The 22,863-nt window shown below is 68.2% G+C and carries 21 protein-coding genes; 3 read left to right on the top strand and 18 right to left on the bottom strand.

Translation table 11 applies throughout. The features are described 5' to 3' along the window. The first annotated feature begins 73 nt into the window (after positions 1-73). The gene (locus tag AC1RL8_RS03715; RefSeq protein ID WP_062472484.1) at positions 74-991 is read left to right on the top strand and encodes a LysR family transcriptional regulator; all 918 of its coding nucleotides are present in this window, start codon (positions 74-76) and stop codon (positions 989-991) included. Here the strand turns inward: AC1RL8_RS03715 and AC1RL8_RS03710 are convergent. Beyond that, positions 975-1,715: a TetR/AcrR family transcriptional regulator gene (locus AC1RL8_RS03710; protein WP_492683927.1), complete on the bottom strand. Its 741-nt coding sequence runs from the start codon at positions 1,713-1,715 to the stop codon at positions 975-977. The two genes, AC1RL8_RS03715 and AC1RL8_RS03710, sit on opposite strands and share 17 nt — an antisense overlap. Before the next feature lie 115 nt (positions 1,716-1,830). Here AC1RL8_RS03710 and AC1RL8_RS03705 point away from each other — a divergent pair, with 115 nt between their 5' ends. After that, positions 1,831-3,132 carry an aspartate aminotransferase family protein gene (locus tag AC1RL8_RS03705; protein WP_492683926.1) on the top strand — a complete coding sequence of 434 codons (1,302 nt, stop codon included), beginning with the start codon at positions 1,831-1,833 and terminating at the stop codon, positions 3,130-3,132. Here AC1RL8_RS03705 and AC1RL8_RS03700 read toward each other — a convergent pair. The 9 genes from AC1RL8_RS03700 to AC1RL8_RS03660 form a co-directional block, all read right to left on the bottom strand. Next, entirely contained in the window at positions 3,119-4,195 is a 1,077-nt protein-coding gene (locus tag AC1RL8_RS03700; protein ID WP_492683925.1) for an NAD(P)/FAD-dependent oxidoreductase, read from the bottom strand. The genes AC1RL8_RS03705 and AC1RL8_RS03700 overlap by 14 nt on opposite strands. Further along, the gene (gene fdxA, locus AC1RL8_RS03695) at positions 4,153-4,482 is read right to left on the bottom strand and encodes a ferredoxin FdxA (protein WP_062472491.1); all 330 of its coding nucleotides are present in this window, start codon (positions 4,480-4,482) and stop codon (positions 4,153-4,155) included. The genes AC1RL8_RS03700 and fdxA overlap by 43 nt, the downstream gene beginning before the upstream one ends. Before the next feature lie 43 nt (positions 4,483-4,525). After that, a complete protein-coding gene (locus AC1RL8_RS03690) occupies positions 4,526-5,863 on the bottom strand; it encodes a sulfate adenylyltransferase subunit 1 (protein WP_492683924.1) in 1,338 nt (445 codons plus the stop codon). Further along, positions 5,863-6,816 (bottom strand): sulfate adenylyltransferase subunit CysD, encoded by a 954-nt coding sequence (cysD, locus tag AC1RL8_RS03685; RefSeq protein WP_307588654.1) that lies wholly within the window; start codon positions 6,814-6,816, stop codon positions 5,863-5,865. The genes AC1RL8_RS03690 and cysD overlap by 1 nt, the downstream gene beginning before the upstream one ends. A 31-nt stretch (positions 6,817-6,847) precedes the next feature. Continuing rightward, the gene (locus AC1RL8_RS03680; protein ID WP_139706772.1) at positions 6,848-7,480 is read right to left on the bottom strand and encodes a phosphoadenosine phosphosulfate reductase domain-containing protein; all 633 of its coding nucleotides are present in this window, start codon (positions 7,478-7,480) and stop codon (positions 6,848-6,850) included. Positions 7,481-7,497: 17 nt separating this feature from the next. Further along, a complete protein-coding gene (locus AC1RL8_RS03675; protein ID WP_062472499.1) occupies positions 7,498-7,893 on the bottom strand; it encodes a DUF934 domain-containing protein in 396 nt (131 codons plus the stop codon). Next, entirely contained in the window at positions 7,890-9,668 is a 1,779-nt protein-coding gene (locus AC1RL8_RS03670; protein WP_159276726.1) for a nitrite/sulfite reductase, read from the bottom strand. Before AC1RL8_RS03670 ends, AC1RL8_RS03675 begins: the two co-directional genes overlap by 4 nt. 253 nt (positions 9,669-9,921) lie before the next feature. Next, positions 9,922-10,242: a hypothetical protein gene (locus AC1RL8_RS03665; protein ID WP_139705889.1), complete on the bottom strand. Its 321-nt coding sequence runs from the start codon at positions 10,240-10,242 to the stop codon at positions 9,922-9,924. A 107-nt stretch (positions 10,243-10,349) separates the two neighbouring features. Then, positions 10,350-11,042: a response regulator transcription factor gene (locus AC1RL8_RS03660; RefSeq protein ID WP_492683923.1), complete on the bottom strand. Its 693-nt coding sequence runs from the start codon at positions 11,040-11,042 to the stop codon at positions 10,350-10,352. Between the two features lie 98 nt (positions 11,043-11,140). On the opposite strand from AC1RL8_RS03660, the gene AC1RL8_RS03655 reads away from it, so the two are divergent. Continuing rightward, positions 11,141-13,162: a sensor histidine kinase gene (locus AC1RL8_RS03655; protein WP_492683922.1), complete on the top strand. Its 2,022-nt coding sequence runs from the start codon at positions 11,141-11,143 to the stop codon at positions 13,160-13,162. Between the two features lie 22 nt (positions 13,163-13,184). Here the strand turns inward: AC1RL8_RS03655 and AC1RL8_RS03650 are convergent, their stop codons facing one another. From AC1RL8_RS03650 to AC1RL8_RS03615, 8 genes are all read right to left on the bottom strand, one after another. Then, positions 13,185-14,003, bottom strand: a complete 819-nt coding sequence (locus tag AC1RL8_RS03650; protein WP_159271646.1) for a M55 family metallopeptidase — start codon at positions 14,001-14,003, stop codon at positions 13,185-13,187. Positions 14,004-14,013: 10 nt separating this feature from the next. Next, positions 14,014-15,075: a DmpA family aminopeptidase gene (locus AC1RL8_RS03645; protein WP_492683921.1), complete on the bottom strand. Its 1,062-nt coding sequence runs from the start codon at positions 15,073-15,075 to the stop codon at positions 14,014-14,016. A 22-nt stretch (positions 15,076-15,097) separates the two neighbouring features. Further along, entirely contained in the window at positions 15,098-16,024 is a 927-nt protein-coding gene (gsiD, locus tag AC1RL8_RS03640; protein ID WP_062472514.1) for a glutathione ABC transporter permease GsiD, read from the bottom strand. Positions 16,025-16,034: 10 nt separating this feature from the next. After that, a complete protein-coding gene (gene gsiC, locus AC1RL8_RS03635) occupies positions 16,035-16,955 on the bottom strand; it encodes a glutathione ABC transporter permease GsiC (protein WP_095950158.1) in 921 nt (306 codons plus the stop codon). An 80-nt stretch (positions 16,956-17,035) separates the two neighbouring features. After that, positions 17,036-18,589 carry a glutathione ABC transporter substrate-binding protein GsiB gene (gsiB, locus tag AC1RL8_RS03630; RefSeq protein ID WP_159271648.1) on the bottom strand — a complete coding sequence of 518 codons (1,554 nt, stop codon included), beginning with the start codon at positions 18,587-18,589 and terminating at the stop codon, positions 17,036-17,038. Positions 18,590-18,683: 94 nt separating this feature from the next. Next, the gene (locus AC1RL8_RS03625) at positions 18,684-20,573 is read right to left on the bottom strand and encodes a dipeptide ABC transporter ATP-binding protein (protein ID WP_492683920.1); all 1,890 of its coding nucleotides are present in this window, start codon (positions 20,571-20,573) and stop codon (positions 18,684-18,686) included. 30 nt (positions 20,574-20,603) lie between these two features. After that, a complete protein-coding gene (locus AC1RL8_RS03620; RefSeq protein WP_307692953.1) occupies positions 20,604-21,563 on the bottom strand; it encodes an isoaspartyl peptidase/L-asparaginase family protein in 960 nt (319 codons plus the stop codon). Continuing rightward, positions 21,560-22,531, bottom strand: a complete 972-nt coding sequence (locus AC1RL8_RS03615) for a MurR/RpiR family transcriptional regulator (RefSeq protein ID WP_492683919.1) — start codon at positions 22,529-22,531, stop codon at positions 21,560-21,562. The genes AC1RL8_RS03620 and AC1RL8_RS03615 overlap by 4 nt, the downstream gene beginning before the upstream one ends. Positions 22,532-22,863: the final 332 nt, after the last annotated feature.

Raw genomic sequence — 22,863 nt, 5'->3', positions numbered from 1 at the left:
TCGTGTTGTACTTGTGCGCTGGACGATACGGACAGCCTGCCCCGCGGGCAATTCGAAGCTTTGAATATGAGATATGGCCCAACGTGATATCCGCAGCCTCGACGTCGGCATGCTGCGGACCTTCGATGCCCTGATGCGCGAACGCAGCGTGTCGCGCGCGGCGACCCGGCTCTTCCTGAGCCAGCCGGCGGTGAGCGCTTCGCTCAATCGGCTGCGCGACACCTTCGGCGATCCGCTGTTCACGCGCACGGCCCACGGCGTGGAGCCCACCGCGCGCGCCCATGCGCTGGCCGGCCAGGTCGAGCGCGTGCTGGCCGATCTGTCCGCGATGCTGGAGCCCGGCGAGGGCTTCGAGCCGGCGGCGTCGCAGCGCATCTTTCGCATCTCGGGCAGCGACTACGCCAGCCACCTGCTGTTGCCCACGCTCGCCAACGAACTCGCGGCCTGCGGCTCGCGCATCCGCCTGCACTGGGAGACCAGCTCCTTCCTCACGCTCACCGAGCGCCTGCGCAAGGGCGACTTCGACGTGGCCGTGCTGCCGCGCCTGCAGCCGCCGAGCGATTGCGAATCGGCGCTGCTGTACGAGGACCGCTATGTGGTCGCGGTGCGGCGCGGCCATCCGACGCTCGGCGAGGCGGCCACGCTCGATGCCTTCTGCGAAGCACCGCACGTGTTCCTGGGCTACGGCAGCTCGGCGCTCGACGACCTCATCGACCAGGTGCTGGCGCGGCAGGGGCGCACGCGCAGCATGCGCGTGGCGATGACCAGCTTCGGCCAGATCGTCGACCTGCTGGCGCAGACCGACCATGTGGCCGTGCTGCCGCTGCGTGTGGCCGAGCGCTTTCGCGACCGGCTCGCGGTGCACCCGCTGCCCTTCGAGCTGCCGGGCTACCGCTCGGTCGTCTGCTGGAACCGCCGCTCGAACTCGGATGCGGGCGTGCTGTGGCTGAAAGACGCGCTGCTGCGCATCGCGCTCACTGCGCCGGCTTGAGCCTGCGCGCGAACGCTTCCAACCCGTCGATCGTGATCTGGATGTGCCGCTCGAAACTGCTGTCGAGCGGCACGGTGGTGCCGTTGTCCCAGCGCAGGATGAAGGCCTGGTTCGCCAGCTGCGGCAGGTGGCGCGTGAGCACCGGATGGTCGAGCGGGCGGATCGTGTGGACGCGCTCGCGCAGCTCTTCGGCCCAGGCCTGCGTGTTGTCGGCGGGCAGGGGTGAGAACTCCATCGTCAGGAAGCCCAGCATCGCGGCGATCACGCAGTTGTAGGCCTCGCGCAGCGGTTCACCGTCGAAGCCGGCCTCGGTCAGCGCCGCCAGCACGCCTTCGACCAGTTCGGTCGGCAGGCTGCCGTTGGACACCAGCTGCGCCCCGAGCAGTTGCGCCACGTTCGGGTGCTGCCGCACCGCCGCGCGGCAGCGGTGGAACAACTCGGCGATCCAGTCCTGCCAGGCGAGCGTGCCCTTGGGCGGCGTGACCTGCGCCATGACCGTGGCGGCGACTTCGGCGAGCAGGGCCTCGCGCGTGCTGACATGCCAGTGCACCGTGGCCGGGTACACGCCGAGCTGCGCCGCGATCTCTCGCATGCTGAAGGCGCCGAGGCCGAAGGCGTCGATGTGGGCCAGCGCGGCTTCGGCGATGCGCTGCTTCGACAGCGCCGCACCGCCGGCAGGGCGGCCGGCCGTCCGGGGGCGAGGCTCGGGGGCTTTTTTCTTCATGGATGCGGCCATTGTGCAGCGGGTGAATTGATTGTATAAATATTATTAATTGAGCATTGATCAATTAAACGGGCCGGGCGCTCCCGGCACGTTCCACTCCCAAAGGATGTCTTCCATGACGACCGCCATCGACCAGGCCCTGGCCCAGGCCCATCAACGCTTCACCGACGGCAACCCCGAAAGCCTGCGCCGCTTCGAGGCGCAGACGCGCTACATGCCCGGCGCCAACAGCCGCTCGGTGCTGTTCTACGCGCCGTTCCCGCTGACCATCGCGAAGGGCGAGGGCGCGTCGCTCTGGGACGCGGACGGCCATCGCTATACCGACTTCATCGCCGAGTACACGGCCGGTGTCTACGGCCACTCGGCCCCCGAGATCCGCGAGGCGGTCATCGAGGCGATGCAGGGCGGCATCAACCTCACGGGCCACAACCTGCTCGAAGGCCGGCTCGCGCAGACGATCTGCGAGCGCTTTCCGCAGGTCGAGCAGCTGCGCTTCACCAATTCGGGCACCGAGGCGAACCTGATGGCGCTCACGGCCGCGTTGCGCTTCACGGGACGGCGCAAGATCGTCGTGTTCTCGGGCGGTTACCACGGCGGCGTGCTCGGTTTCGGCGACCAGCCGTCGCCGACGACCGTGCCCTTCGACTTCCTCGTGCTGCCGTACAACGATGCGGACACGGCGCGCGTGCAGATCGACGAACACGGTGCGGACATCGCCGCCATCCTGGTCGAACCGATGCAGGGCGCGAGCGGCTGCATTCCGGGGCGGCGCGACTTCCTTCAGACGTTGCGCGACGGGGCCACGCGGGTCGGCGCGCTGCTGGTCTTCGACGAGGTGATGACGTCGCGGCTGGGGCCGCACGGGCTGGCGAACGGGCTGGGCATTCGCTCCGACCTCACGACGCTGGGCAAGTACATCGGTGGCGGCATGTCCTTCGGCGCCTTCGGTGGGCGCTCTGACGTGATGGCACAGTTTGACCCGCGCACCGGGGCACTCGCGCATTTAGGCACCTTCAACAACAACGTGATGACGATGGCGGCCGGCTACGCGGGCCTCACGCAGCTGTTCACGCCCGAGGCGGCAGCAGCATTGGCCGAGCGCGGCGAGGCGATGCGGTCACGGCTCAATGCGCTGTGCGAACACGAGGGTGTCGCGATGCAGTTCACCGGCGTGGGCTCACTCATGAATGCGCATTTCCTGCGGGGCGAGGTGCGGCGCGTGGCCGACCTGGCGGCGGTGGACGGGCGCTTGCGGCAGCTGCTGTTCTTCCACCTGCTGAAAGAGGGGATCTACACCTCGCCGCGTGGATTCGTCGTGCTCTCGCTGCCGTTGTCGGCGCAGGATATCGACCGCTACGTCGCCGCCGTGGGCAGCTTCATCGAGGCCTACCGGCCGCTGCTGCTCAGCGCGGGGTAGCGCCCGCCACGCCCAGCAGCTCGTGCAGGCGCGTGCTGGTGGTCGTGTACTGCAGCGGGATCGCCTTGCCGGGGAACACCCGCGCGGCAGCGCCCCAGGCCGCCAGCGTGGCCTCGTGGAAGCCGCAGACGATGAGCTTCTTCTTGCCCGGGTAGGTGTTGATGTCGCCCACCGCGAACACACCGGGCTCGCGGGTTTCGTACTTCTCGGTGTCGACCGGCACCTGCTTGCGCTCCAGCTCGAGGCCCCAGTCGGCGATGGGGCCCAGGCGCGGCGAAATGCCCAGGCAGGCGACCAGCGCATCGAGCGGAAGCTCGACCGTGGTGGCGTCGGGCGTGGTGATCTGCAGCTGCCGGCCATCGAAGGCACTCGGCTGGCCGACCCGGAAGGCCAGCTTGCCGTCGGCCACGAGGGCGCGCATGGCGGCCACGTTCGCCTCGTCGGCCTGGAAGCCGTCGCGACGGTGGACCAGCGTCACCTGCTTGGCCAGGGCCGTGAGGGCGATGGCGGCTTCCAGCGCGATGTCGTCGCCACCGTTGACCACGACCGTCTGGCCGGCGAAGCGGTCGAGCGAATCGGGGTGATAGAACAGCGTCGAGCCTTCGAACTGCCCGATGCCGTCGACCGCGATGCGCTTGGGCACGAAGGCGCCGACACCCGCCGCGATGAACACGGTCTTCGCGAGGAAGGCCGTGCCGGCCGAGGTGGTCAGCAGCAGGCGGTCGTCGCCCTGGCGGGCCAGGGTAGAAACCTGCTCGCCGAAGTGGAATTGCGGCTTGAACGGCGCCACCTGCTGCAGCAGCGACTGCGCCAGATCGCGCCCGCTGGTGACCGGGGTGCCGGGAATGTCGTAGATCGGCTTGTGGCCGTACAGCGCCACGCACTGGCCGCCCGCGGCGGGCAGCGCATCGACGATGTGGCAGGAAATCTCGAGCAGGCCCAACTGGAAGGCCTGGAACAGGCCGACCGGACCGGCGCCGATGATCAGCGCGTCGGTCTCGATCGGTGCGGGCGCCTGGCTCAGCGCACGAGCTCCGAGATCTTGCCCGTCTTGTCCTTCCACTCCTCGGCTTCGGGCAGGGCGGGCTTGCGCTTGGTGATGCTCTTCCAGCCGTCGGCCAGGGCCAGCTCGGCGTTCAGCTTGATGAAGGCGATCTGGTCGGCCGGCAGGTCTTCTTCGGCGTAGATCGCATTGACCGGGCATTCAGGGATGCAGACGGCGCAGTCGATGCATTCATCCGGGTCGATCACCAGCATGTTGGGACCTTCGCGGAAACAGTCGACGGGGCAAACGTCCACGCAGTCGGTGTATTTGCAACGGATGCAGGCTTCGGAGACGACGTGGGTCATTTGTCTTTTAGCGTCAGGAGAAGGGGCTGGAAAACCCTAGATTTTAGGCCTTTGCGGCGGGCGGCTGCACGAGCACGGCTGCGGAGGTGCGATGAGAGGCCGTATCGACCAGCACGAGTGACCCCAGCGCACGCGATTGGGCGAAGGGCAGCACGGCCAGCGGCTGCTGCAGCGCGAGCACCACATCGCCGATGGAATTGGCTTCCAGCTGGGTCGCCGGCTCGGATTCGAGGGTGGTGATGTTCACGCGATCGACGATGCGCGCCACCTTGGCCTTGACCCAGCGGTGGCCCTGCAGCGCCCAGTACACGCGGCCCGCAACCAGCGGCTCGTCGTCGAGCCAGGCCACGGTGGCGGTGATCTCGCGCACGGGCTCGAAGGCCTCGGGTGCCAGCAGCCAGTCGCCGCGCGACACGTCGAGCTCGCGGTCGAGCACGATGCCGGCGCTGTGGCCCGCATGCACGGTCTTCGGCTGGCGCGTGTGGCTCAGCACCTGGGCCACGGTGGCGGTCTGGTTGCTGGGCAGTACGGTCACGCGCTGGCCGGGCTCCACGTGGCCCGAGGCGACGCGGCCCCAGAACACGCGGCGGCCTTGCGAGGTGTCGGCCGAGGCCGAGAACTTCTCGACCCACTGCACCGGGAAGGCGAAGGGCACGGCTTCGTCCTGCGCGGTCACGGGCAGGTCTTCGAGCAGCTCGAGCAGGCTCGGGCCTTCGTAGCCGACCCAGTCGGCATGGCGCGTGGCCACGTTCCAGCCCTTGAGGGCCGAGATCGGCACGATGGCAGCGACCTTCACGCCGGCCGCTTCGGCAAAGGCGTTCAGCGCGGTCGAGATGCGTTCGAAGGCGAGCGCGGCGTCGTCGATGGCGTCGAGCTTGTTGACGGCGAACACGATCGACTGCACGCGCAGCAGGTTGGCGAGCAGCGTGTGGCGGCGCGTCTGCGGCAGCAGCTCGCGCTTGACCACGGTGCCGTCTTCGACCTCGGCGGCCCAGGCCAGCTTGGTGGCATCGACCAGCACGACGGCCGCGTCGGCGGCCGAGACGGCCGTGACCATGTTGCGCGTGTACTGCTCGTGGCCCGGCGCGTCGCCGATGATGAACTTGCGCTTGGCGGTCGAGAAGTAGCGGTAGGCCACGTCGATCGTGATGCCTTGCTCGCGCTCGGCCGAGAGGCCGTCGGTCAGCAGGGCCAGGTCGGTCTCGCCGCCGCGCTGCACGCCGGCCAGCTGGTCCTGCAGCACTGTCTTGCTGTCGACCAGCAGGCGGCCGATGAGCGTGCTCTTGCCGTCATCGACCGAGCCGCAGGTGATGAAGCGCAGGGCGGTGCCGGTGTCGCCGTGGACGTCGGACGTGGCGGGGGTTGCGATCGTTGCGCTCATCAGAAGTAACCGTCTTTCTTGCGTTTTTCCATCGAAGCTTCGGACGTCATGTCGTCCATGCGCGTGGCGCCGCGCTCGCTGACGTCGACCGACAGCGTCTCCAGCACCACGTCGCCCGCGCCTGCGGCCAGGCTCTCGACCGGGCAGGTGGTCGTGATGTCGCCCACGGTGCGAAAGCGCACGTCGCGCACCTGGACGGTCTCGCCGTCGCGCGGCGGCGTGAGTTCGGTCACGGGCACCAGCAGGCCGCGGCGCTCGACCACTTCACGCTTGTGCGTGTAGTAGATCGACGGCAGGCCGACGTTCTCGCGCTCGATGTATTGCCACACGTCGAGCTCGGTCCAGTTGGAGATCGGGAACACGCGGAAGTGCTCGCCGGGGGCCAGGCGCGTGTTGAACAGCGTCCACAGCTCGGGGCGCTGGTCCTTGGGCTGCCACTGGCCGAAGCTGTCGCGGTGCGAAAAGATGCGCTCCTTGGCGCGGGCCTTTTCCTCGTCGCGGCGGGCGCCGCCGATCAGCGCATCGAAGCGGAATTCTTCGATCGCCTCGAGCAGCGTCACCGACTGGTGCGCGTTGCGCGACTCGCCGGGGTGGGCCAGGCGCACGGTGCCGCGCTTCATCGAGTCTTCGACGCTGCGCACGATGAGTTCGGCGCCCAGCTCCTGTGCGCGCTGGTCGCGGTAGGCCGTCACTTCGGGGAAGTTGTGGCCGGTGTCGATCATCAGCAGCGGGTAGGGAATGCGGCCGACGCCGAAGGCTTTTTCAGCGCACTTGAGCAGCACCAGCGAGTCCTTGCCGCCCGAGAACAGCAGGGTGGGGCGCTCGAAGGCGGCAGCCACTTCGCGCAGGATGAAAATGGTTTCTTCTTCCAGCGCGTCGAGGTGCGTGTTGGACAGGTTCGCGGGTGAATGCATGGGCGGCTGCAGCAGGTCGGCTTCGGTACGGGCGTTCATCGGATGGGTCCTGGAGGCGGAGAGCGATCGTTCAGTGCGACAGGTGCAAGCCGCATTCGCGGTTGTCCTCGCCCTTGGTCGGGTCCACGTAGTCGAAGTTGTTGGGCAGGCCGTTGGCTTCGCAGTATTCGTACAGGTCCTTGGACGACCAGTGCAGCAGCGGCGCGACCTTGATCAGGCCGTCCGGGTTCACGCTGACCGGGTCCATCTGCGCGCGCACGGCCGTGTCGGTGGCCCGCAGCGCGGTGAACCAGACCTTGGGCGCGGTCTCGCGCAGGGCGCGGGCAAAGGGCTCCAGCTTCACTTCTTCGGTGAAGGCGGCGTGGCGCGGATCGTCCAGCGCCGGCGTGGCGCCTTCGACCGCTTCGCGGTGCGCGCGCGAGCGGCGCGGCAAGTAGATGTGCAGGTCCAGGCCCAGGAGCTTCGTCACCTCGTCGGCAAAACGGTAGGTGGCCTCGGTGTTGTAGCCGTTGTCCATCCAGACCACCGGCACGTCCCGCTTGGCGCGCGTGACCATGTGCAGGATCACGGCCTCGAAGGGGCGGAAGTTGGTGGTGATGATCGCGGGCTGGCCCAGGCCGACGGCCCAGTCCACCAGGCCCTCGGCGTTGCGGCCGAGTTCGGTGTTGATGCGTGCAAAGTCGATGTCGGTGGCGATGCTCATGGGGCTCTCTTGTCTGCTCAGGCGCCGGCGACGAAGTGCGGCGCGGTCTTCACCGCATCGCCCTGGTAGAACGTGGCGAAGCGGTCGAACTGGCGCTGTGCGTCGGAGGCGTCCACGCCTTCCTTGAGCACGGCGCTGGAGAAACCGGTGCGTTCCATCTGCACCAGCTGGTCGATCAGCACGTCGCCCGTGGCGCGGATGTCGCCCGTGAAGCCGAGGCGGCGGCGCAGCAGGAAGGCCTGGCTGTAGGCGCGGCCGTCGGTGAACTTCGGAAAGTTCAGATCGATGCGCTCGATGTCGGCCAGGCACACCTCGATGGCGAGCGGGTCGGCATCGTTGGCCAGTTGCAGGACCTTCGGGTCGCCGTCGTCGATGTGTTCTTCGGCCGAAAGGATGTTCAGAGTCTTCTTCATGCTGCTTCCTCCACCTTGAATCGCGCACCGTTGGCTGCGGCCTTGAACGGGTCGTGGCCCACGCGGCGCAGGGTGTCGATGAAGGTCTCGCCGTTGGCGCGGGTGTCGCGGTACGTGGTGAGCACGGCCTCGATCACGCCCGGCACTTCGGCCGCCGAGAACGAGGGGCCGACCACCTTGCCGGCCTGCGGCGCGCCGCTGAGCGCGGAGCCGTCGGAGCCGCCGAGGGTGACCTGGTACCACTCCTTGCCGTCCTTGTCGACGCCCAGGATGCCGATGTGGCCGCTGTGGTGGTGGCCGCACGAGTTGATGCAGCCGCTGATGTGCAGGTCGATCTCGCCCAGGTCGTCGAGCTCGTCGAGGTCCTGGTAGCGCTCGGTGATGGCTTCGGCGATGGGAATGGAGCGGGCGTTGGCCAGCGCGCAGAAGTCGCCGCCGGGGCAGGCGATCATGTCGGTCAGCAGCTGCACGTTGGCGCTGGCGAAACCGGCGGCGCGGGCGGCGAGCCACAACGCGTGCAGGTCTTCGGCGTGCACCCAGGGCAGCACCACGTTCTGGTCGTGCGTCACGCGGGCTTCGCCGGCCGAGAAGCGGTCGGCCAGCTCGGCGATGGTGTCGAGCTGGTCGCCCGAGGCGTCGCCGGGCGCCTGCTTCAGGCGCTTGAACGACAGCGTCACGGCGCGCAGCGCGGGGTTCTTGTGGGCGTCGACGTTGCGGGCGAGCCAGCGCGCGAACATGACGTCGTCGGCGGCGTGGGCGCGCAGTTCGGCGTCGGTCTTCTCGGCGCTTTGCAGCACGCGGGTGGCCAGCGTCGGCGGCACGAAGGAGGCGGCCACGCGGTCGTACTCTTCCTGCGTGATGGTGTGCGGTGCGCCGTCGTGTTCGAGGATCTGCTTGTACTCGGCCTCGACGTCGTCGATGTAGCGCTGGCCTTCGGCCTTCACCAGGATCTTGATGCGCGCCTTGTAGATGTTGTCGCGGCGGCCATAACGGTTGTAGACCCGGATCACCGCTTCGAGGTAATTCATGATCTGCTGCCACGGCAGGAACTCGCGCAGCACGGTGCCGATGATGGGCGTGCGGCCCATGCCGCCGCCCACCTGCACGCGGAAACCGATGTCGCCCGCGTCGTTCTTCACCACGTGCAGGCCCACGTCGTGCCAGCCGGTGGCGGCGCGGTCTTCGGTGGCGCCGGTGATGGCGATCTTGAACTTGCGCGGCAGGAAGGCGAACTCGGGGTGCAGCGTGCTCCACTGGCGCATGATTTCCGCGAAGGGGCGCGGATCGGCGATCTCGTCGACGGCGATGCCGGCGCGCTCGTCGCTCGTGATGTTGCGGATGCAGTTGCCGCTGGTCTGGATGCCGTGCATGTCGACCGAAGCCAGCAGGTCCATCACGTCGGCCGACTTGGCCAGCGGAATCCAGTTGTACTGGACGTTCTGGCGCGTCGTGAAGTGGGCGTAGTGGGTGGGCAGCTTGTGGCTGCCGAGCAGGCCCTGGGTCTCGATGGCCTTGCGATAGACCTCGGCTTCGGGCTCGTCGTATTCGCGGGCGATGCGGGCCAGTACGCGCAGCTGCTTGCTCGACAGCTCGCCGTACGGCACGGCCACGCGCAGCATCGGCGCGTAGCGCTGCACGTACCAGCCGTTTTGCAGGCGCAGGGGGCGGAACTCGTCCTCGTGCAGGCGGCCCTTTTGCCAGCGTTCGAGCTGGTCTCGGAACTGGGCAGCGCGTTGGTGAACGAACTGGCGGTCGAATTCTGTGTATTGGTACATCGTGCGTGTGTGTCTTGAAGAAGTGCGGTGCCGCACGTACAACGGGGCGCCCCAGCAAGAAGCCGTGATTCTGAAAGCCCGCCTTATGGAAGCAAACTATTTTTTGGTTCGCGTCTTATGCGGATAAGCTTATTCACCAGCATCCATGCGGGTTGCGAGGCGGTTGGTTGCTTATTCCGGATAAGGCGCGAAGGCCGGCGCGGTGTCGCCGGACGCTGGATTCTAGGAACCCGGGGGCACCCGCGCAGGGCGCCTACCGCAGCTTGAAGTCGAAGCCGAGGGTCTGCGGCGAGCTCAGCAGCTGCCGGGCGGCCTTGTCGGCCTGGTGCTGCGCATTGAGCCATTCCCGGGCCAGCCGGGCTTCGGTCCGGTTCAGGTGCTCGATGCCGTGGTGGCGCTCCTTCGACCAGGCCTGGAAGCACTTCACCACCCGCAGCGGATCGCCGATCTGCTCCTCGATCCGCAGCCGATAGATGTCCGCGGCCACCATGACGTCCTTCAAGGTGAAGTTCTGGCCTTTGACGTGGACCACGTAGGGGACCACATAAGAAGTTGTCCTGGCTAGATCGCTCATGCCTTCATCCGTGCCTCAAGTCGCTGCCTGTGCCGCAGATTAGCGGCGGGTATCGAAATGAAACTGAGCGTTTCTGAGCGCCGCAGCGGCGCCCGGACAGCGCCGGGCTAGCGCCGGATGAGCGTCTTGGCGTGGAAGCGGTAGCCGGCGTTGCGCGCCGTGTTGATCGGCAGCACCAGCCCCGTGGCCTCGCTGACCTTGCGCCGCAGGCGGCGAATCTGCGTGTCGAGACGGCGCTGGTCGTAGCTCAGGTAGTGCTCGCCCAGGGCTTGCACGATCTGCTGGCGGCTGGCGATCTCGCCGGCGCTGCGCATCAGCTCGTGCAGCACCGTGAGGTCCTGCTCCGACAGCGCAATGGGCGCAAAGCCCGGCGGCGACAGCCGGCGCGGGCCGAGCTCCAGCACCCAGGCGTCGACCGGCAGCGCGGCGGGCGAATCGCCCAGGCGCCGCGACAGCGCCGCCAGCGTGGCCGCCAGTTCATCGAGGTCGGTCGTCTTCGACAGGTAGTAGTCGGCGCCGATGTCCAGCCCCGTCACTCGGTCGCGGGCGCCGCCGCGCGCCGTCAGCACGACGATGCCCAGGCGCTCGCCGCGTTCGCGCAGCTCGCGGATCAGCGACAGGCCGTCGCCGTCGGGCAGCCCGAGGTCGACCAGCGCGATGCCGTGGCGGGCGGGGTCGTAGGTGCGGTGGAAACCTTCGAGCGACGCCTCGGCATCAACCCGGTAGCCGCTGCCGGTCAGGAACTCGCTCAACTCCTCGCGCAGCACGGCTTCATCTTCCAGCAGGATCACATCACGCATGGGAACAGGGTAGGGGCTGGCGACCGGGGGAATCTGAGCGTTTCTAAGCGGGGCGAAGGGCGCGCAGATTCTAGGTGCGGCCTCGATAATCCGCGCCCATGAAACGCCTTGCTCGGTGCCTGTGGTTGTGCGGTTGCCTCGTCGTGTGGGGCCTTCTCTTTTCGACTGCGGCCACCGCCGGTGTGTTGCGGCTGAACCCGCTGGCGAGCGTCGACAGCCACGGCCAGTTGTCCATGCTGCGCGACCCCGAAGGCCAGCTGAGCGCCGACGAGGCCGCCGCCGCCCCGGGCTGGAAGGCCTTGCCCGGCGCCGTGAACGCGGGCTTCACGCGCGATGCGGTGTGGATCAGGCTCGAGGTGCAGCGCCCCGCCGACGTGCCGCAGCAACGGTGGCTGGCGCAGTTCAGGAACGCGCTGCTCGATGACGTGCGGCTGTACCGCCGGGACGACGCCGGCCGCTGGCACCTGGCGGTGCAGTCGGGCGAAGACATCGGCCGCGAGAACTGGCCCATCGACGCGCGCAACGTGCAGCTGCCGCTGACCCTGGAGAGCACCGCGCCCACGCCGCTGCTGCTGCGCCTGCAGTCGCGCAACGCCATGTCGACCACCATCGGCTTCGCCGCGCCCGAGGTCTACGCGGGCACCGCGCGGCGCGAGTACCTCTTCTACGGCCTGGGCTTCGGTTTCGGCCTGATGCTCATCGCCTTCCACGCCCTGTTCTGGCAGATGACGCGCGAGCGCGTGAGCGCCTGGTACCTGGTCTATGTCTCGAACGCGCTGCTGGTCGAGTTCCTGTCGGCCGGGTTGCCGCAGCAGTTGTTCGCGATGCCCGCGCGGCTGTCCGACATGCTGCTGAGCCTGTCGATCTGCGCCGGCGTGGGCATCGGCATCCGGTTTGCCGTCATGCAGCTGGGCGCCGACCTGCAGTGGCCGCGCTTCACCCGCGTGGCGATGAACGCGGTGGGCCTGCTGAGCGCCGTGGGGGCGGTGCTGGTGCTGGCCGGTGCCAACGGCGTGGCCATGCAGGCGGTGCAGGGGACGGCGATGCTGTGCATCGTGTGCCTGATCGGCGCGGCGCTGTGGCTGCTGCCGCGCGACCAGGGCCAGGCGCGGGCCTTCCTCATCATCTTCGGCATCTACTACGTGGGCGTGGTGGTGAGCTTCCTGCGCAACCAGGGCTGGCTGCCGGCCGGTGCCTGGACCGACAACGCGACGGCCATCGGCACGCTGCTGCACCTGCTGCTCATGAGCATGCGGTTGAACCGCCGCTACGACCAGCTGCGCCGGGAGAAAGAGGCTGCGCAGGCGCGCCTCGTGCACGTGGTCGGCCGCCAGAACGACCGGCTGGAAGCGGAAGTGCGTCGGCGCACGGCCGACCTGCGCGGCGAGATCGAGCAGCGCCAGCGCCTCGAGGTCGACCTGCGCGCGGCACTGGAGACCGAGCGCCGCGCCAAGCAGTCGCAGGTGGATTTCGTCGCGATGGTGTCGCACGAGTTCCGCACGCCGCTGGCCATCATCCACACCACGGCGCAGCAGATCGCGAAGAACCTCGACGCCGCGCGCGAGAAGACGCTGGCGCGCTGCCAGAACCTGCGCGCCGCCGCACAGCGCATGACCGCGCTGGTCGACGAGTACCTGACTTCTGATCGCATGGAGGCCGGCCAGACGCCGTTCCAGCCGCGCCCCTGCGAGCGCGACGAGCTGCTGGAGCTGTTCGAGGACCTGGTGGCCGACTGGCCAGACGGCCGCGTCGTGTGGCACGAAGGGCAATTGCCGCCGCAGCTGGTGTGCGACCCCGGACTGCTGCGCGTGGCGCTGCGCAACCTGCTGGCCAACGCCGACCGCCACACGCCGGCGGGCCGGACCATCGTGCTGGACGTGGTGCCGGCGGAAGCGGGTGGGCTGAACATCCGCGTGAGCAACCCCGGCGACGCGATTCCGCACGACGAGGTGCCGCGGCTGTTCGAGAAATACTTCCGTGGCCGCCAGGCGGCGCGCTCACCGGGCGCCGGGCTGGGCCTTTATCTCGTGCACCAGATCGCCGAGTTGCATCGGGGGCACGCCCGGCTAGACAGCGCCGGGCAGGACGGTCACGTGCGCTTCAGTCTCGCGCTGCCTTGAAGTGCCTTGAGGGCGCGCAGCTTCAGCGCAGCATCGACGACATCGCCGAGCAGCAGTTCAGCATGCGCACGGCCGACTCCACCGAGTCGGCGCTGAAGCGCAGCGTCACGCCGTCGACGCGCTCGAAGCTCGGCCACTGGCAGAACAGGTCGGCCATCATCGGCGACTGGGTGCGCAGCGTGACCACCTGCGGGCCCTGGAAGACCAGCGGGCGTGCATGGGCGCGCGCGGCCAGCCCTTCGATCACGCCGGCGCGGATCGCCTGGCGCGACTGCTCCGGCGACAGCGACACGCCGCTGTTGAAGCCGGTCGCCTTCTTGGTCTGCACGAAGCTGGCATGCGGGAAGAGTGCCCGGTTCTCGGAGATGAACACGTCGTCGCCGCTGGCCATCACGACCGGCACGCCGTATTCGCCGGCCAGCGCGCCGTAGATTCCGGCTTCGCCGAGTTCCTGGTCGCCCAGCCGGATGCCCGCGAAGGCAAAGCCGTTGATCGTGTGCGCCAGGATGCCGCGGCCCTGCGCGCGCGAGTGGTAGCCCACCATGCACAGCGCGTCCACGCCTTCTTCCACGCCGGCCACCATGCTCAGGTAGCGCGGCTTGCCTTGCACGACACGGGCGCGTGCATCGAGCACATCGGGCGGCATGTTGCGAAAGCCGCCGTGCGAGTCGTTCACCAGCACCTCGGTGGCACCGGCGTCGAAGGCGCCGGCAATCGCGGCGTTGGCCTCCTGCGCCATCAGCACGCGGGCACGTTCGTACTCGGGGTTGCCCTGGCGCGCCTGCTCGTGGTGATAGACGCCTGCAACGCCTTCGATGTCGGTGGAGATCAGGACTTTCATGGACGTGTGTTCAGACGAGAGGTGAAAGGGAAGACGCCGGCAGCAATTCGCCGAGCGCCGCGCGGTGGTTGCCGTCGCGGCCCGTGACCGGCGTGGCGCGCCACAGCGCATGAAGTATGGCCTGCTCGGTGCTGTCGGCCGCGGCCTGGAACAGCCCGTCGAGCCGTGTGTCGTGCAGCATCGCCACGGCCGGCATGGGCCGGTCGGCGCGATCGGGGATGGTGTAGGCGGTCGAGAAGGCCAGCACCAGGTCGCCGCTGCCGTGGCCGTAGACCGAGCCGGTGCGGGCCAGCCCCGCGCCCGCGCGCAGTGCCAGGCGGCGCAGCTGGCGCGCGTCGAGCGGTGCGTCGGTGGCGACGACGATGATGATCGAGCCCTTCTCGGGCTCCGCTGCTTCCTTCGCTGCCTGCAGTGCCGCGAGCCGCTCGCCCACCGCGTGCCCGGCCAGCACCAGCTGCGGCTGGCGTCCGTAGTTCGCGAGCACCAGCGTGCCCACCGTGTGGGTCGTGCCGTCGGCCATCGCCACGCGGCGCGACGCGCTGCCGATGCCGCCCTTGAGCTGGAAGCTCGACATGCCGCGTCCCGCGCCGACCGAGCCCTGCTCGAAATCGGCCCCGGCGGCGTCGAGCGCCTGCAGGTAGTCGGCCTCGGTCACGGCCAGCCGCTGGATGTCGTTGAGAAAACCGTCGTTGCACTCGAAGACCAGCGGGTTCACCGTGGGCAGCGCGCGGCCGGTCTCGGGGTTGGCCGCCGCGCAGTGGCGGATCTGCGCCGTGGCCACGGTGCCGACCGAGAAGGTGTTGGTCAGCGCGATCGGCGTTTCCAGCACGCCGAGCTCGGTCAGCTGCACCAGCCCCACGCTCTTGCCGAAGCCATTGAGCACCACGGCCGCGGCCGGCACCTTGTCGCGGAACGGGTCGCCGGCGTGCGGGCGGATCACGGTCACGCCGGTCTGCACCGGGCCGTCGGCCAGCGTGCGGTGGCCGACCGTGACGCCCGCGACGTCGGTGATGGCGTCGCGCGTGCCCGCAGGCAGGGTGCCGATGAAGGGCAGGGAGGTCGTCGAGGCCATGAAGAGAAAAAGAAGAACGGTCTTACTGGCGGTCGATCTTCGGATCGAGCGCGTCGCGCAGCGCATCGCCCAGCAGGTTGAAGGCCAGCACGGTGAAGAAGATGGCCAGGCTGGGGAACAGCGCCACGTGCGGCGAGGTCACCATGTCGGCGCGGGCTTCGTTGAGCATCGCGCCCCATTCGGGCGTCGGCGGCTGCGCGCCCATGCCCAGGAACGACAGGCTGGCTGCCGTGATGATCGAGGTGCCCACGCGCATCGAGAAGTACACGACGATCGACGAGATCGTGCCCGGCAGGATGTGCCGCACGATGATGGTCCAGTCGGACGCGCCGATGCTGCGCTCGGCCTCGATGTAGGTCTGCTGCTTGAGCACCAGCGTGTTGCCGCGCACCAGGCGCGCAAAGGCCGGCACGCTGAACACCGACACTGCCACCACCACGTTGGTCATGCTGCTGCCCAGGATGGCCACCACGCCCAGCGCCAGCAAAATGCCGGGGAAGGCGAACAGCACGTCCGAGATGCGCATCACGATGCGGTCCCACCAGCCTTCGTAGTAGCCCGCCAGCAGGCCGAAGGCCGTGCCGATGATGCCGCCCACCAGCACCGACAGGAAGCCGGCCGCCAGCGAGATGCGTGTGCCCGCCAGGATGCGGCTGAAGATGTCGCGGCCCAGCGGATCGACGCCGAACCAGTGCGTGGCCGAGGGCCCGCTGTTCAGCATGTCGTAGTCGAAGAAGTTCTCGGGGTCGAAGGGCACGATCCACGGTGCGAACACCGCGATCACCACCAGCAGCAGCACGAACACCGCTGCGACGATGCCCACGGGCTGTTTCTTGAAGCGGCGCCAGCATTCGCCCCAGGGCGTGCGGACCTTGCCGGCGGTCAGCGCAACGGCGACGGGGGACAGTGGAACGATGGATTCGGCAGACACGCCGGTAGCTTGCGTCATGGCTGCGTGCTCACTTGTAGCGGATGGTCGGGTTGATGTAGCCGTACAGCACATCGACCACGAGGTTGATCAGGATGAATTCGAGCGAGAACAGCAGCACCAGTGTCTGGATGACGGGGTAGTCGCGCATCTGCACGGCATCGACCAGCAGGCGGCCCAGGCCGGGCCAGTTGAACACCGCCTCCACGAGGATGGAGCCGCCCAGCAGGAAGCCGAACTGCAGGCCCATCATCGTGACCACCGGAATCAGCGCGTTGCGCAGCGTGTGCTTGAACACCACGCTGGTTTCGTGCACGCCCTTGGCGCGCGCGGTGCGCACGAAGTCTTCCTGGATCACTTCGACGAAGGAAGCGCGCGTGAAGCGTGCCATCACGGCCGCGACGGCCGCGCCCAGCGTGATCGAGGGCAGGATGTAGTGCTGCCAGGTCGCGGCGCCCACCGTGGGGAGCCAGCCCAGTTGCACCGAGAAGATCTGCATGAGCAGCATGCCCAGTGCAAATGCGGGGAATGAGATGCCCGACACCGCCAGCGTCATGCCGATGCGGTCGGGCCATTTGTTGCGGTACACCGCCGACACGATGCCGATCCCCATGCCGAAGATCACCGCCCACACCATGCTGGTGATGGTCAGCATCACCGTCGGGAAGAAGCGCTCGGCAATCTCCGTCGACACCGGCCGCCGCGTGCGGATCGAGGTGCCGAAGTCGCCTTGCACCATGTGGGTGAAGAAGCTCACGAACTGCTGGGGCAGCGGCTTGTCCAGCCCGAGCTCCGAGCGGACCATGGCCACGGTCTGCTCGTCGGCATCCTGGCCGGCAGCAAGGCGCGCCGGGTCGCCGGGGAGCATGTGGACGAACAGGAACACCAGCACTGCCACGATGAGCAGCGTGGGGATCAGGCCCAACAGTCGTTTGAGGAAGTAATTCAGCATGGGATACGGTTGTCGCGAGCGGGCGATGGCACGGTGCCACCGCCCGCCGGACAGTCAGTCAGGAAACGAAGGAGCTGCGATCAGTTCGACACCGACATGGCGTCGATGTTGATGTTGGCGTCGGGCATCACGAACACACCCGACAGGCGCTTGGCGTGCGCCGACAGGTTCTGCTCGGTGACCAGCGGCACGCGCGGCAGGTCCTTGCGGATCTCTTCCTGCGCGGTCTTGTACAGCGCGGCCTTTTCCTTGTCGTCCACCGTCACGAGCGCCTTGGCGATCGCGGCGTCGACCACGTCGCTCTTGTAGAACGACATGTTGTTGAGCTTGGGCGCCCACGACTCGGAGGCGAACAGCGGACGCAGGCCCCAGTCGGCTTCACCGGTCGACGACGACCAGCCCGTGTAGTACATGCGGACCTTGGCCGTCTTGGGATCGGGCCAGGCATCGACCTGCTCGGTGCGCTGGCCCACTTCGAGCGCCTGCACCTGCAGCTTGATGCCCACCTGTGCGAGCTGCTGCTGCACGAACTGGATCGTCTTCTGGCTGGTCGTGTTGTTGTAGGCGCTCCACAGCACCGACTCGAAGCCGTTGGGGTAGCCGGCTTCGGTCAGCAGCTGCTTGGCCTTCTTCACGTCGTAGGGAATGGGCGCCATCTTCTCGGCGAACTTCACGCCCTGGGGCATCACGCCCTGTGCGGGGAAGGCGTAGCCGCCGAAGGCGACCTTGGACAGCGCTTCCTTGTTGATGGCGTAGCCGATGGCTTCGCGCACCTTCGGGTTGTCATACGGCTTCTGCAGCATGTTGAAGGCCAGGAAGCGCGTGATGATCGAGGGCGAGGCCACCACTTCGAGCTTGTCGCTCTTCTTCAGCAGCTCGGCCTGCTCGTAGGGAATGGGGAAGGCAAAGTCGGCTTCGCCGGTCTGCAGCATCGCGGCGCGCGTGTTGTTCTCGAGCACCGGCTTCCACTGCAGGTTGTCGACCTTCGGGTAGCCCTTCTTCCAGTAGCCGTCGAACTTCTTGGCCTTCACGGCGTCGGTCTGCTTCCACTCGACGAACTCGAAGGGGCCGGTGCCCACGGGGTGGAAGGCGATGTCCTTGTTGCCCCACTTCTTCAGCGCGGTGGGCGAGATCATGGCGGCCGAGGCGTGGGCCAGCGAGTTGATGAAGGGGCCGAAGGGCTCCTTCAGCGTGATGCGCACGGTGGTCGGGTTCACGGCCTCGACCTTGCCCACGCGGTTGAACTGGTTGTAGCGCAGCAGCTTGTTGTCCTGGTTCAGCACGCGGTCGAGCGTGACCTTCACGGCTTCGGCGTTGAAGTCGGTGCCGTCGTGGAACTTGACGCCGCTGCGCAGCTTGATGGTGTAGACCAGGCCGTCCTTGGACACGTCGTAGCTCTCGGCGAGCACGTTCTGCACCTTCAGGTCCTTGTCGAACTGGAACAGGCCTTCATAGAAGGTCTTGGTCACGGCCGTGGTGATGGTCGTGTTGGTGTTGTACGGGTCCAGCGTTTCCGGCTGGTAGCCGATGGCCAGCACCACGTCTTTGGCAGCCAGTGCCGAGCCCGAGGCGGCGAGCGCGGCCAGGCCCAGCAATGCGGATGCCCAGCGCAGGGAGGAAGAAGATTGCTTCATGGAAGAACTCCAGTCGGTTCGTGGAAAAAATGCAGGGGGCCTGCGGGTGAAAAAACGGTTCGGAATCAGAAGGCGCCGCCGATGGCATCGAGCCTCAGAAAGCCCCGCCGATGGCGTGGCGTGCGACGAAGTGACCGGGCGCCACCTGCACCAGCGGCGGCACGTCGGGCTCGTCGCCCACGGCGCGGATCGGGCTGGGAATCTCGCCTTCGAGCAGCGCGCGCGGCTTGTGGCGGCGCGACGGGTCGGCCACCGGCACGGCGGCCATCAGCTTGCGTGTGTAGGGGTGTTGCGGCGCCTCGAACACGGCGCGGCGCGGGCCGATCTCGACGATCTGGCCCAGGTACATCACGGCCACGCGGTGGCTGATGCGCTCGACCACGGCCATGTCGTGCGAGATGAAGAGGAACGCCACGCCCAGCTCGCGCTGCAGGTCGAGCATGAGGTTGACGATCTGCGCCTGGATGGACACGTCGAGTGCCGACACCGATTCGTCGGCCACCACCACCTTCGGGTTCAGCGCGAGCGCACGCGCGATCGCGATGCGCTGGCGCTGGCCGCCCGAGAACTCGTGCGGATAGCGCTGCGCCACCTCGGGCGGCAGGCCGACCTTCTGCAGCAGCCAGTCGACGCGCTGCTGCGCCTCGGCACCCTTGGCGATGCCGTGGATGAGCAGCGGCTCCATGATCGAGAAGCCCACCGTCACGCGCGGATCGAGCGAGGCGAACGGGTCCTGGAAGATGAACTGGATGTTGCGGCGCAGTGCCTGCAGCTCGCGCGTGGGCAGCTCGCGGATGTTCTTGCCGCCGAACTCGATCGCGCCACTCTGGCTCTCGACCAGGCGCAGCAGCGAGCGGCCCGTGGTCGACTTGCCGCAACCCGATTCGCCGACCAGCGCCAGCGTCTCGCCGGGGTACAGGTCGAAGCTGATCTTTTCCACCGCGTGCACGCGGCGCTTCACGCGGCCGAAGATGCCGCTGCGCACGTCGAAGCGCGTCACGAGGTCGCGCACGCGCAGGATCGGGCCGGCGTCTTCGCGCACGGTGGTTTGCGGTGTGGTGTCGGTGCAGGGCACGGTGTCGGTGCTGTCTTCGGTGCCGGATTCGGTACGAAGGAGCTCGAACTTGGCCGGCAGGTCGGTGCCCTGCATCGCGCCGAGCTTGGGCACGGCCGACAGCAGCGCCCGGGTGTAGGGGTGCTGCGGCGAGGCGAACACGGTGTCGGAGCTGCCGGCCTCGACCTTGTCGCCGCGGTACATCACGAGCACGCGGTCGGCAATTTCGGCCACCACGCCCATGTCGTGCGTGATGAAGAGCACGCCCATGCGCATCTCTTTCTGCAGCTCGCGAATGAGCTGGAGGATCTGCGCCTGGATCGTCACGTCGAGTGCGGTGGTGGGCTCGTCGGCAATCAGCAGCTGCGGCTTGCACGACAGCGCCATCGCGATCATCACGCGCTGGCGCATGCCGCCCGACAGCTGGTGCGGAAAGCGGTCGAGCACGTTGCGCGCTTCGGGGATGCGCACGAGTTCGAGCATGCGCAGCGCCTCGGCGCGCGCCGCCGCGTTGCTCTTGCCCTGGTGGATGCGGATGGCCTCGGCGATCTGGTCGCCGGCGGTGAACACCGGGTTCAGCGAGGTCATCGGCTCCTGGAAGATCATCGCAATGTCCGCACCGCGGATGCCGCGCATCGTGCCGTCGCGTGCCTGCGCCAGGTCGAGCACTTCGCCGTTGCGGCGGCGGAAGGCCATGCTGCCGCCGAGGATGCGGCCACCGCCGTGTTCCACCAGCCGCATCAGCGCGAGCGAGGTGACCGACTTGCCCGACCCCGATTCACCCACCACCGCGAGCGTTTCGCCGTGGTCGACATGGAAGGACAGCTTCTTGACGGCGTCGACCGTGCGCTCGGAGGTCGAGAAGCGCACGGTGAGGTCGTCGACGGCGAGGACGCGGCCGTCGGGCAGGTTCAGGGCAGGGGAGGACATGGCGGATGCGGGAGAAAAAGAGGGCGGGCGTCAGGCGAAGATGGCCGTCACGGGGGCTTCGTCGCCGCGCGCGTGGCCGCGGTACATGCCTTCGGTGTTGAAGGCCAGGCTCAGGTTGCCGTGGCGGTCGACGGCGATCAGGCCGCCGGTGCCGCCGATGGCGGGCAGCGACTCGTGCACCACGGCGTGCGTGGCCGCTTCGAGCGTGGCGCCGCCGTAGGCCATGCGCGCGCAGATGTCGTAGGCGGCTGCGACGCGGATGAACATCTCGCCGCTGCCGGTGCACGAGATGGCAGCGGTGCGGTCGTCGGCGTAGGTGCCGGAGCCGATGAGCGGCGTGTCGCCGACGCGGCCCACGCGCTTGTTGGTCATGCCGCCGGTCGAGGTGGCGGCGGCCAGGTGGCCGTGCATGTCGAGGGCCACGGCGCCGACCGTGCCGAACTTCTTGTCTTCGTCCAGCGGCGGCTTGGTCATGGCGGCGCCTTCGTGGTCGGTGACCACGCGGCCCGTGTCGCGCACGCGGTACAGCTGCTGGCGGCGCGCGTCGGTCGAGAAGAAAAAGGGCTCGACCATCTCCAGGCCGCGGTCGCGCGCGAAGGCCTCGGCGCCCGCGCCGGCCAGCAGCACGTGGGCGCCGTCCTCGAGCACGGCGCGCGCGGCGCGCACCGGGCGGCGCACGTGGCTCACGCCAGCAATGGCGCCGGCCGCGAGCGTGGCGCCGTCCATCACGGCGGCGTCGAGCTCGTGCGTTTCCTCGTGCGTGAACACCGCGCCGTAGCCGGCATTGAAGAGCGGGCAGTCTTCGAGCATCTCGACCGCCAGGCAGGTGGCGTCGAGCGCGGACATGCCCTTGAGCAATGCGGCCTGCGCGGCGCGCACGATGGCCTGCAGCGCGTCGTGGTAGGCCTGCGCCTGCTCGGGGTTGGTGGTCGAGGCGCTGATGGTGCCGGCGCCGCCGTGGATGGCGATGACGGGCGTGACGTTCTTCATCGGGGAGCTTTCTTCTTTTTCTTGCCGGCGTCGGAAGCGACGGCGGCGGGGAGGGAGGGCATGGAGACTTCGCCGCGCGCGTGGCCCTGGCCCAGCCCGCCGTGCAGCCACGGGCGCACCGCCTGCAGGATGCGGCCGGCCGACTGCGCCGCGCCGGGCGCGCGCAGGGCGACGGCGCTGGTCAGTGCCTCGATCAGCGCGAGCACGCTGGTCTCGCAATTGGGGCGGTAGCTGGTTTCGGTCTGGCCATAGAGCACCACGTCGGCCAGCGGCGCGATGGGCGAGCTGGGCCGGTCGGTCAGCGCGAGCACCGCGCAGCCCTGGCCGCGCGCGATCTGCGCCAGCGCCACCGTGTCGGTGAGGTAGCGCGGAAATGTGAGGCCGATGAACAGGTCCTGCGGCCCCGCATGCATCAGCGTGCGCGCCGAGTGCGTGACGCCGCTCACGCTGGAGAGCATGCGCACGTCGCTGCAGGAGCCATCGAGCCCGTGCTGCAGCAGCCCCGCGAGCCAGGCGCTGGCGCCGAAGCCGCCGATGTAGATCGAGCGGGCCTTCAGGATGCGCTGCACCGCGGCTTCGCAGGCGGCGTAGTCCAGCGACTGGCGCGTGGCTTCGATGTTGCGGCGGCTCTCGTCGAGCGCGGTGGCGAACACCTCGGCCACCGTGGTCGGGTGCTCCAGGTTGCCGCGCAGCCGCTCGACCGGTGCCACCAGCGGCTCGAAGCCGCGCACGAGCTCGGCGCGGAAGGCCGCGTAGCCGTCGAAGTCCAGCGCGCGCGCAAAACGGTTGGCCGTGGCGACCGACACGCCGGCTGCGGCGGCGAGCTCGTCGATGGGCAGCGTCGCGACCTGCAGCGGATGCCCGAGCACGAAGTCGGCCACCTGCCGGTGCGAACGCGTCAGCCGCGGCAGCGCCTGCGCAATGCGCTGGGCCACGGTGGTGCCTGGGGTGTCGACGTTGGTGCTCATGGGGCGGGCGATGCACCGGGAAGGGTGCGAGTGATGTAAATCGGTTTACAAATATATGTCAGTTATGAAAATTTTCTGTCATTCCCGAGCGATATCGCAAGTAGCGGGCCAGCCGTGAGGGGCTTTGGCGAGGGGCGGAAGGGGCGTGTTTCCCTTGTGGGGCGGCGTGTTCCGGGCCGTTGGGGCGCGGTCTTCAGGGATTTCCCTGATGCTGTCGTTTCATCCCCACGGGCGGGGGATCGGGGGCTTTGGAAACGAACGAATTAACTGCGATGGTCGGGTTGCATGGCGACATTGACGGCCTTCAGGCCAGCCCTGAGTATCCCGAGCGG

Source organism: Variovorax sp. GW822-FHT04E09 (assembly GCF_058800845.1).
The sequence above is the reverse complement of the archived record's forward strand: the minus strand, read 5'-3'. Positions and strand labels throughout refer to the sequence as shown.

What these genes read in the sequence shown, in the direction of transcription:
- AC1RL8_RS03715 (WP_062472484.1), top strand. Translation starts at nt 74, where the DNA reads ATGGCCCAACGTGATATCCGCAGCCTCGACGTCGGCATGCTGCGGACC.
- AC1RL8_RS03710 (WP_492683927.1), bottom strand. Translation starts at nt 1,715, where the DNA reads ATGAAGAAAAAAGCCCCCGAGCCTCGCCCCCGGACGGCCGGCCGCCCT.
- AC1RL8_RS03705 (WP_492683926.1), top strand. Translation starts at nt 1,831, where the DNA reads ATGACGACCGCCATCGACCAGGCCCTGGCCCAGGCCCATCAACGCTTC.
- fdxA (WP_062472491.1), bottom strand. Translation starts at nt 4,482, where the DNA reads ATGACCCACGTCGTCTCCGAAGCCTGCATCCGTTGCAAATACACCGAC.
- AC1RL8_RS03690 (WP_492683924.1), bottom strand. Translation starts at nt 5,863, where the DNA reads ATGAGCGCAACGATCGCAACCCCCGCCACGTCCGACGTCCACGGCGAC.
- cysD (WP_307588654.1), bottom strand. Translation starts at nt 6,816, where the DNA reads ATGAACGCCCGTACCGAAGCCGACCTGCTGCAGCCGCCCATGCATTCA.
- AC1RL8_RS03680 (WP_139706772.1), bottom strand. Translation starts at nt 7,480, where the DNA reads ATGAGCATCGCCACCGACATCGACTTTGCACGCATCAACACCGAACTC.
- AC1RL8_RS03675 (WP_062472499.1), bottom strand. Translation starts at nt 7,893, where the DNA reads ATGAAGAAGACTCTGAACATCCTTTCGGCCGAAGAACACATCGACGAC.
- AC1RL8_RS03670 (WP_159276726.1), bottom strand. Translation starts at nt 9,668, where the DNA reads ATGTACCAATACACAGAATTCGACCGCCAGTTCGTTCACCAACGCGCT.
- AC1RL8_RS03665 (WP_139705889.1), bottom strand. Translation starts at nt 10,242, where the DNA reads ATGAGCGATCTAGCCAGGACAACTTCTTATGTGGTCCCCTACGTGGTC.
- AC1RL8_RS03660 (WP_492683923.1), bottom strand. Translation starts at nt 11,042, where the DNA reads ATGCGTGATGTGATCCTGCTGGAAGATGAAGCCGTGCTGCGCGAGGAG.
- AC1RL8_RS03655 (WP_492683922.1), top strand. Translation starts at nt 11,141, where the DNA reads ATGAAACGCCTTGCTCGGTGCCTGTGGTTGTGCGGTTGCCTCGTCGTG.
- AC1RL8_RS03650 (WP_159271646.1), bottom strand. Translation starts at nt 14,003, where the DNA reads ATGAAAGTCCTGATCTCCACCGACATCGAAGGCGTTGCAGGCGTCTAT.
- AC1RL8_RS03645 (WP_492683921.1), bottom strand. Translation starts at nt 15,075, where the DNA reads ATGGCCTCGACGACCTCCCTGCCCTTCATCGGCACCCTGCCTGCGGGC.
- gsiD (WP_062472514.1), bottom strand. Translation starts at nt 16,024, where the DNA reads ATGACGCAAGCTACCGGCGTGTCTGCCGAATCCATCGTTCCACTGTCC.
- gsiC (WP_095950158.1), bottom strand. Translation starts at nt 16,955, where the DNA reads ATGCTGAATTACTTCCTCAAACGACTGTTGGGCCTGATCCCCACGCTG.
- gsiB (WP_159271648.1), bottom strand. Translation starts at nt 18,589, where the DNA reads ATGAAGCAATCTTCTTCCTCCCTGCGCTGGGCATCCGCATTGCTGGGC.
- AC1RL8_RS03625 (WP_492683920.1), bottom strand. Translation starts at nt 20,573, where the DNA reads ATGTCCTCCCCTGCCCTGAACCTGCCCGACGGCCGCGTCCTCGCCGTC.
- AC1RL8_RS03620 (WP_307692953.1), bottom strand. Translation starts at nt 21,563, where the DNA reads ATGAAGAACGTCACGCCCGTCATCGCCATCCACGGCGGCGCCGGCACC.
- AC1RL8_RS03615 (WP_492683919.1), bottom strand. Translation starts at nt 22,531, where the DNA reads ATGAGCACCAACGTCGACACCCCAGGCACCACCGTGGCCCAGCGCATT.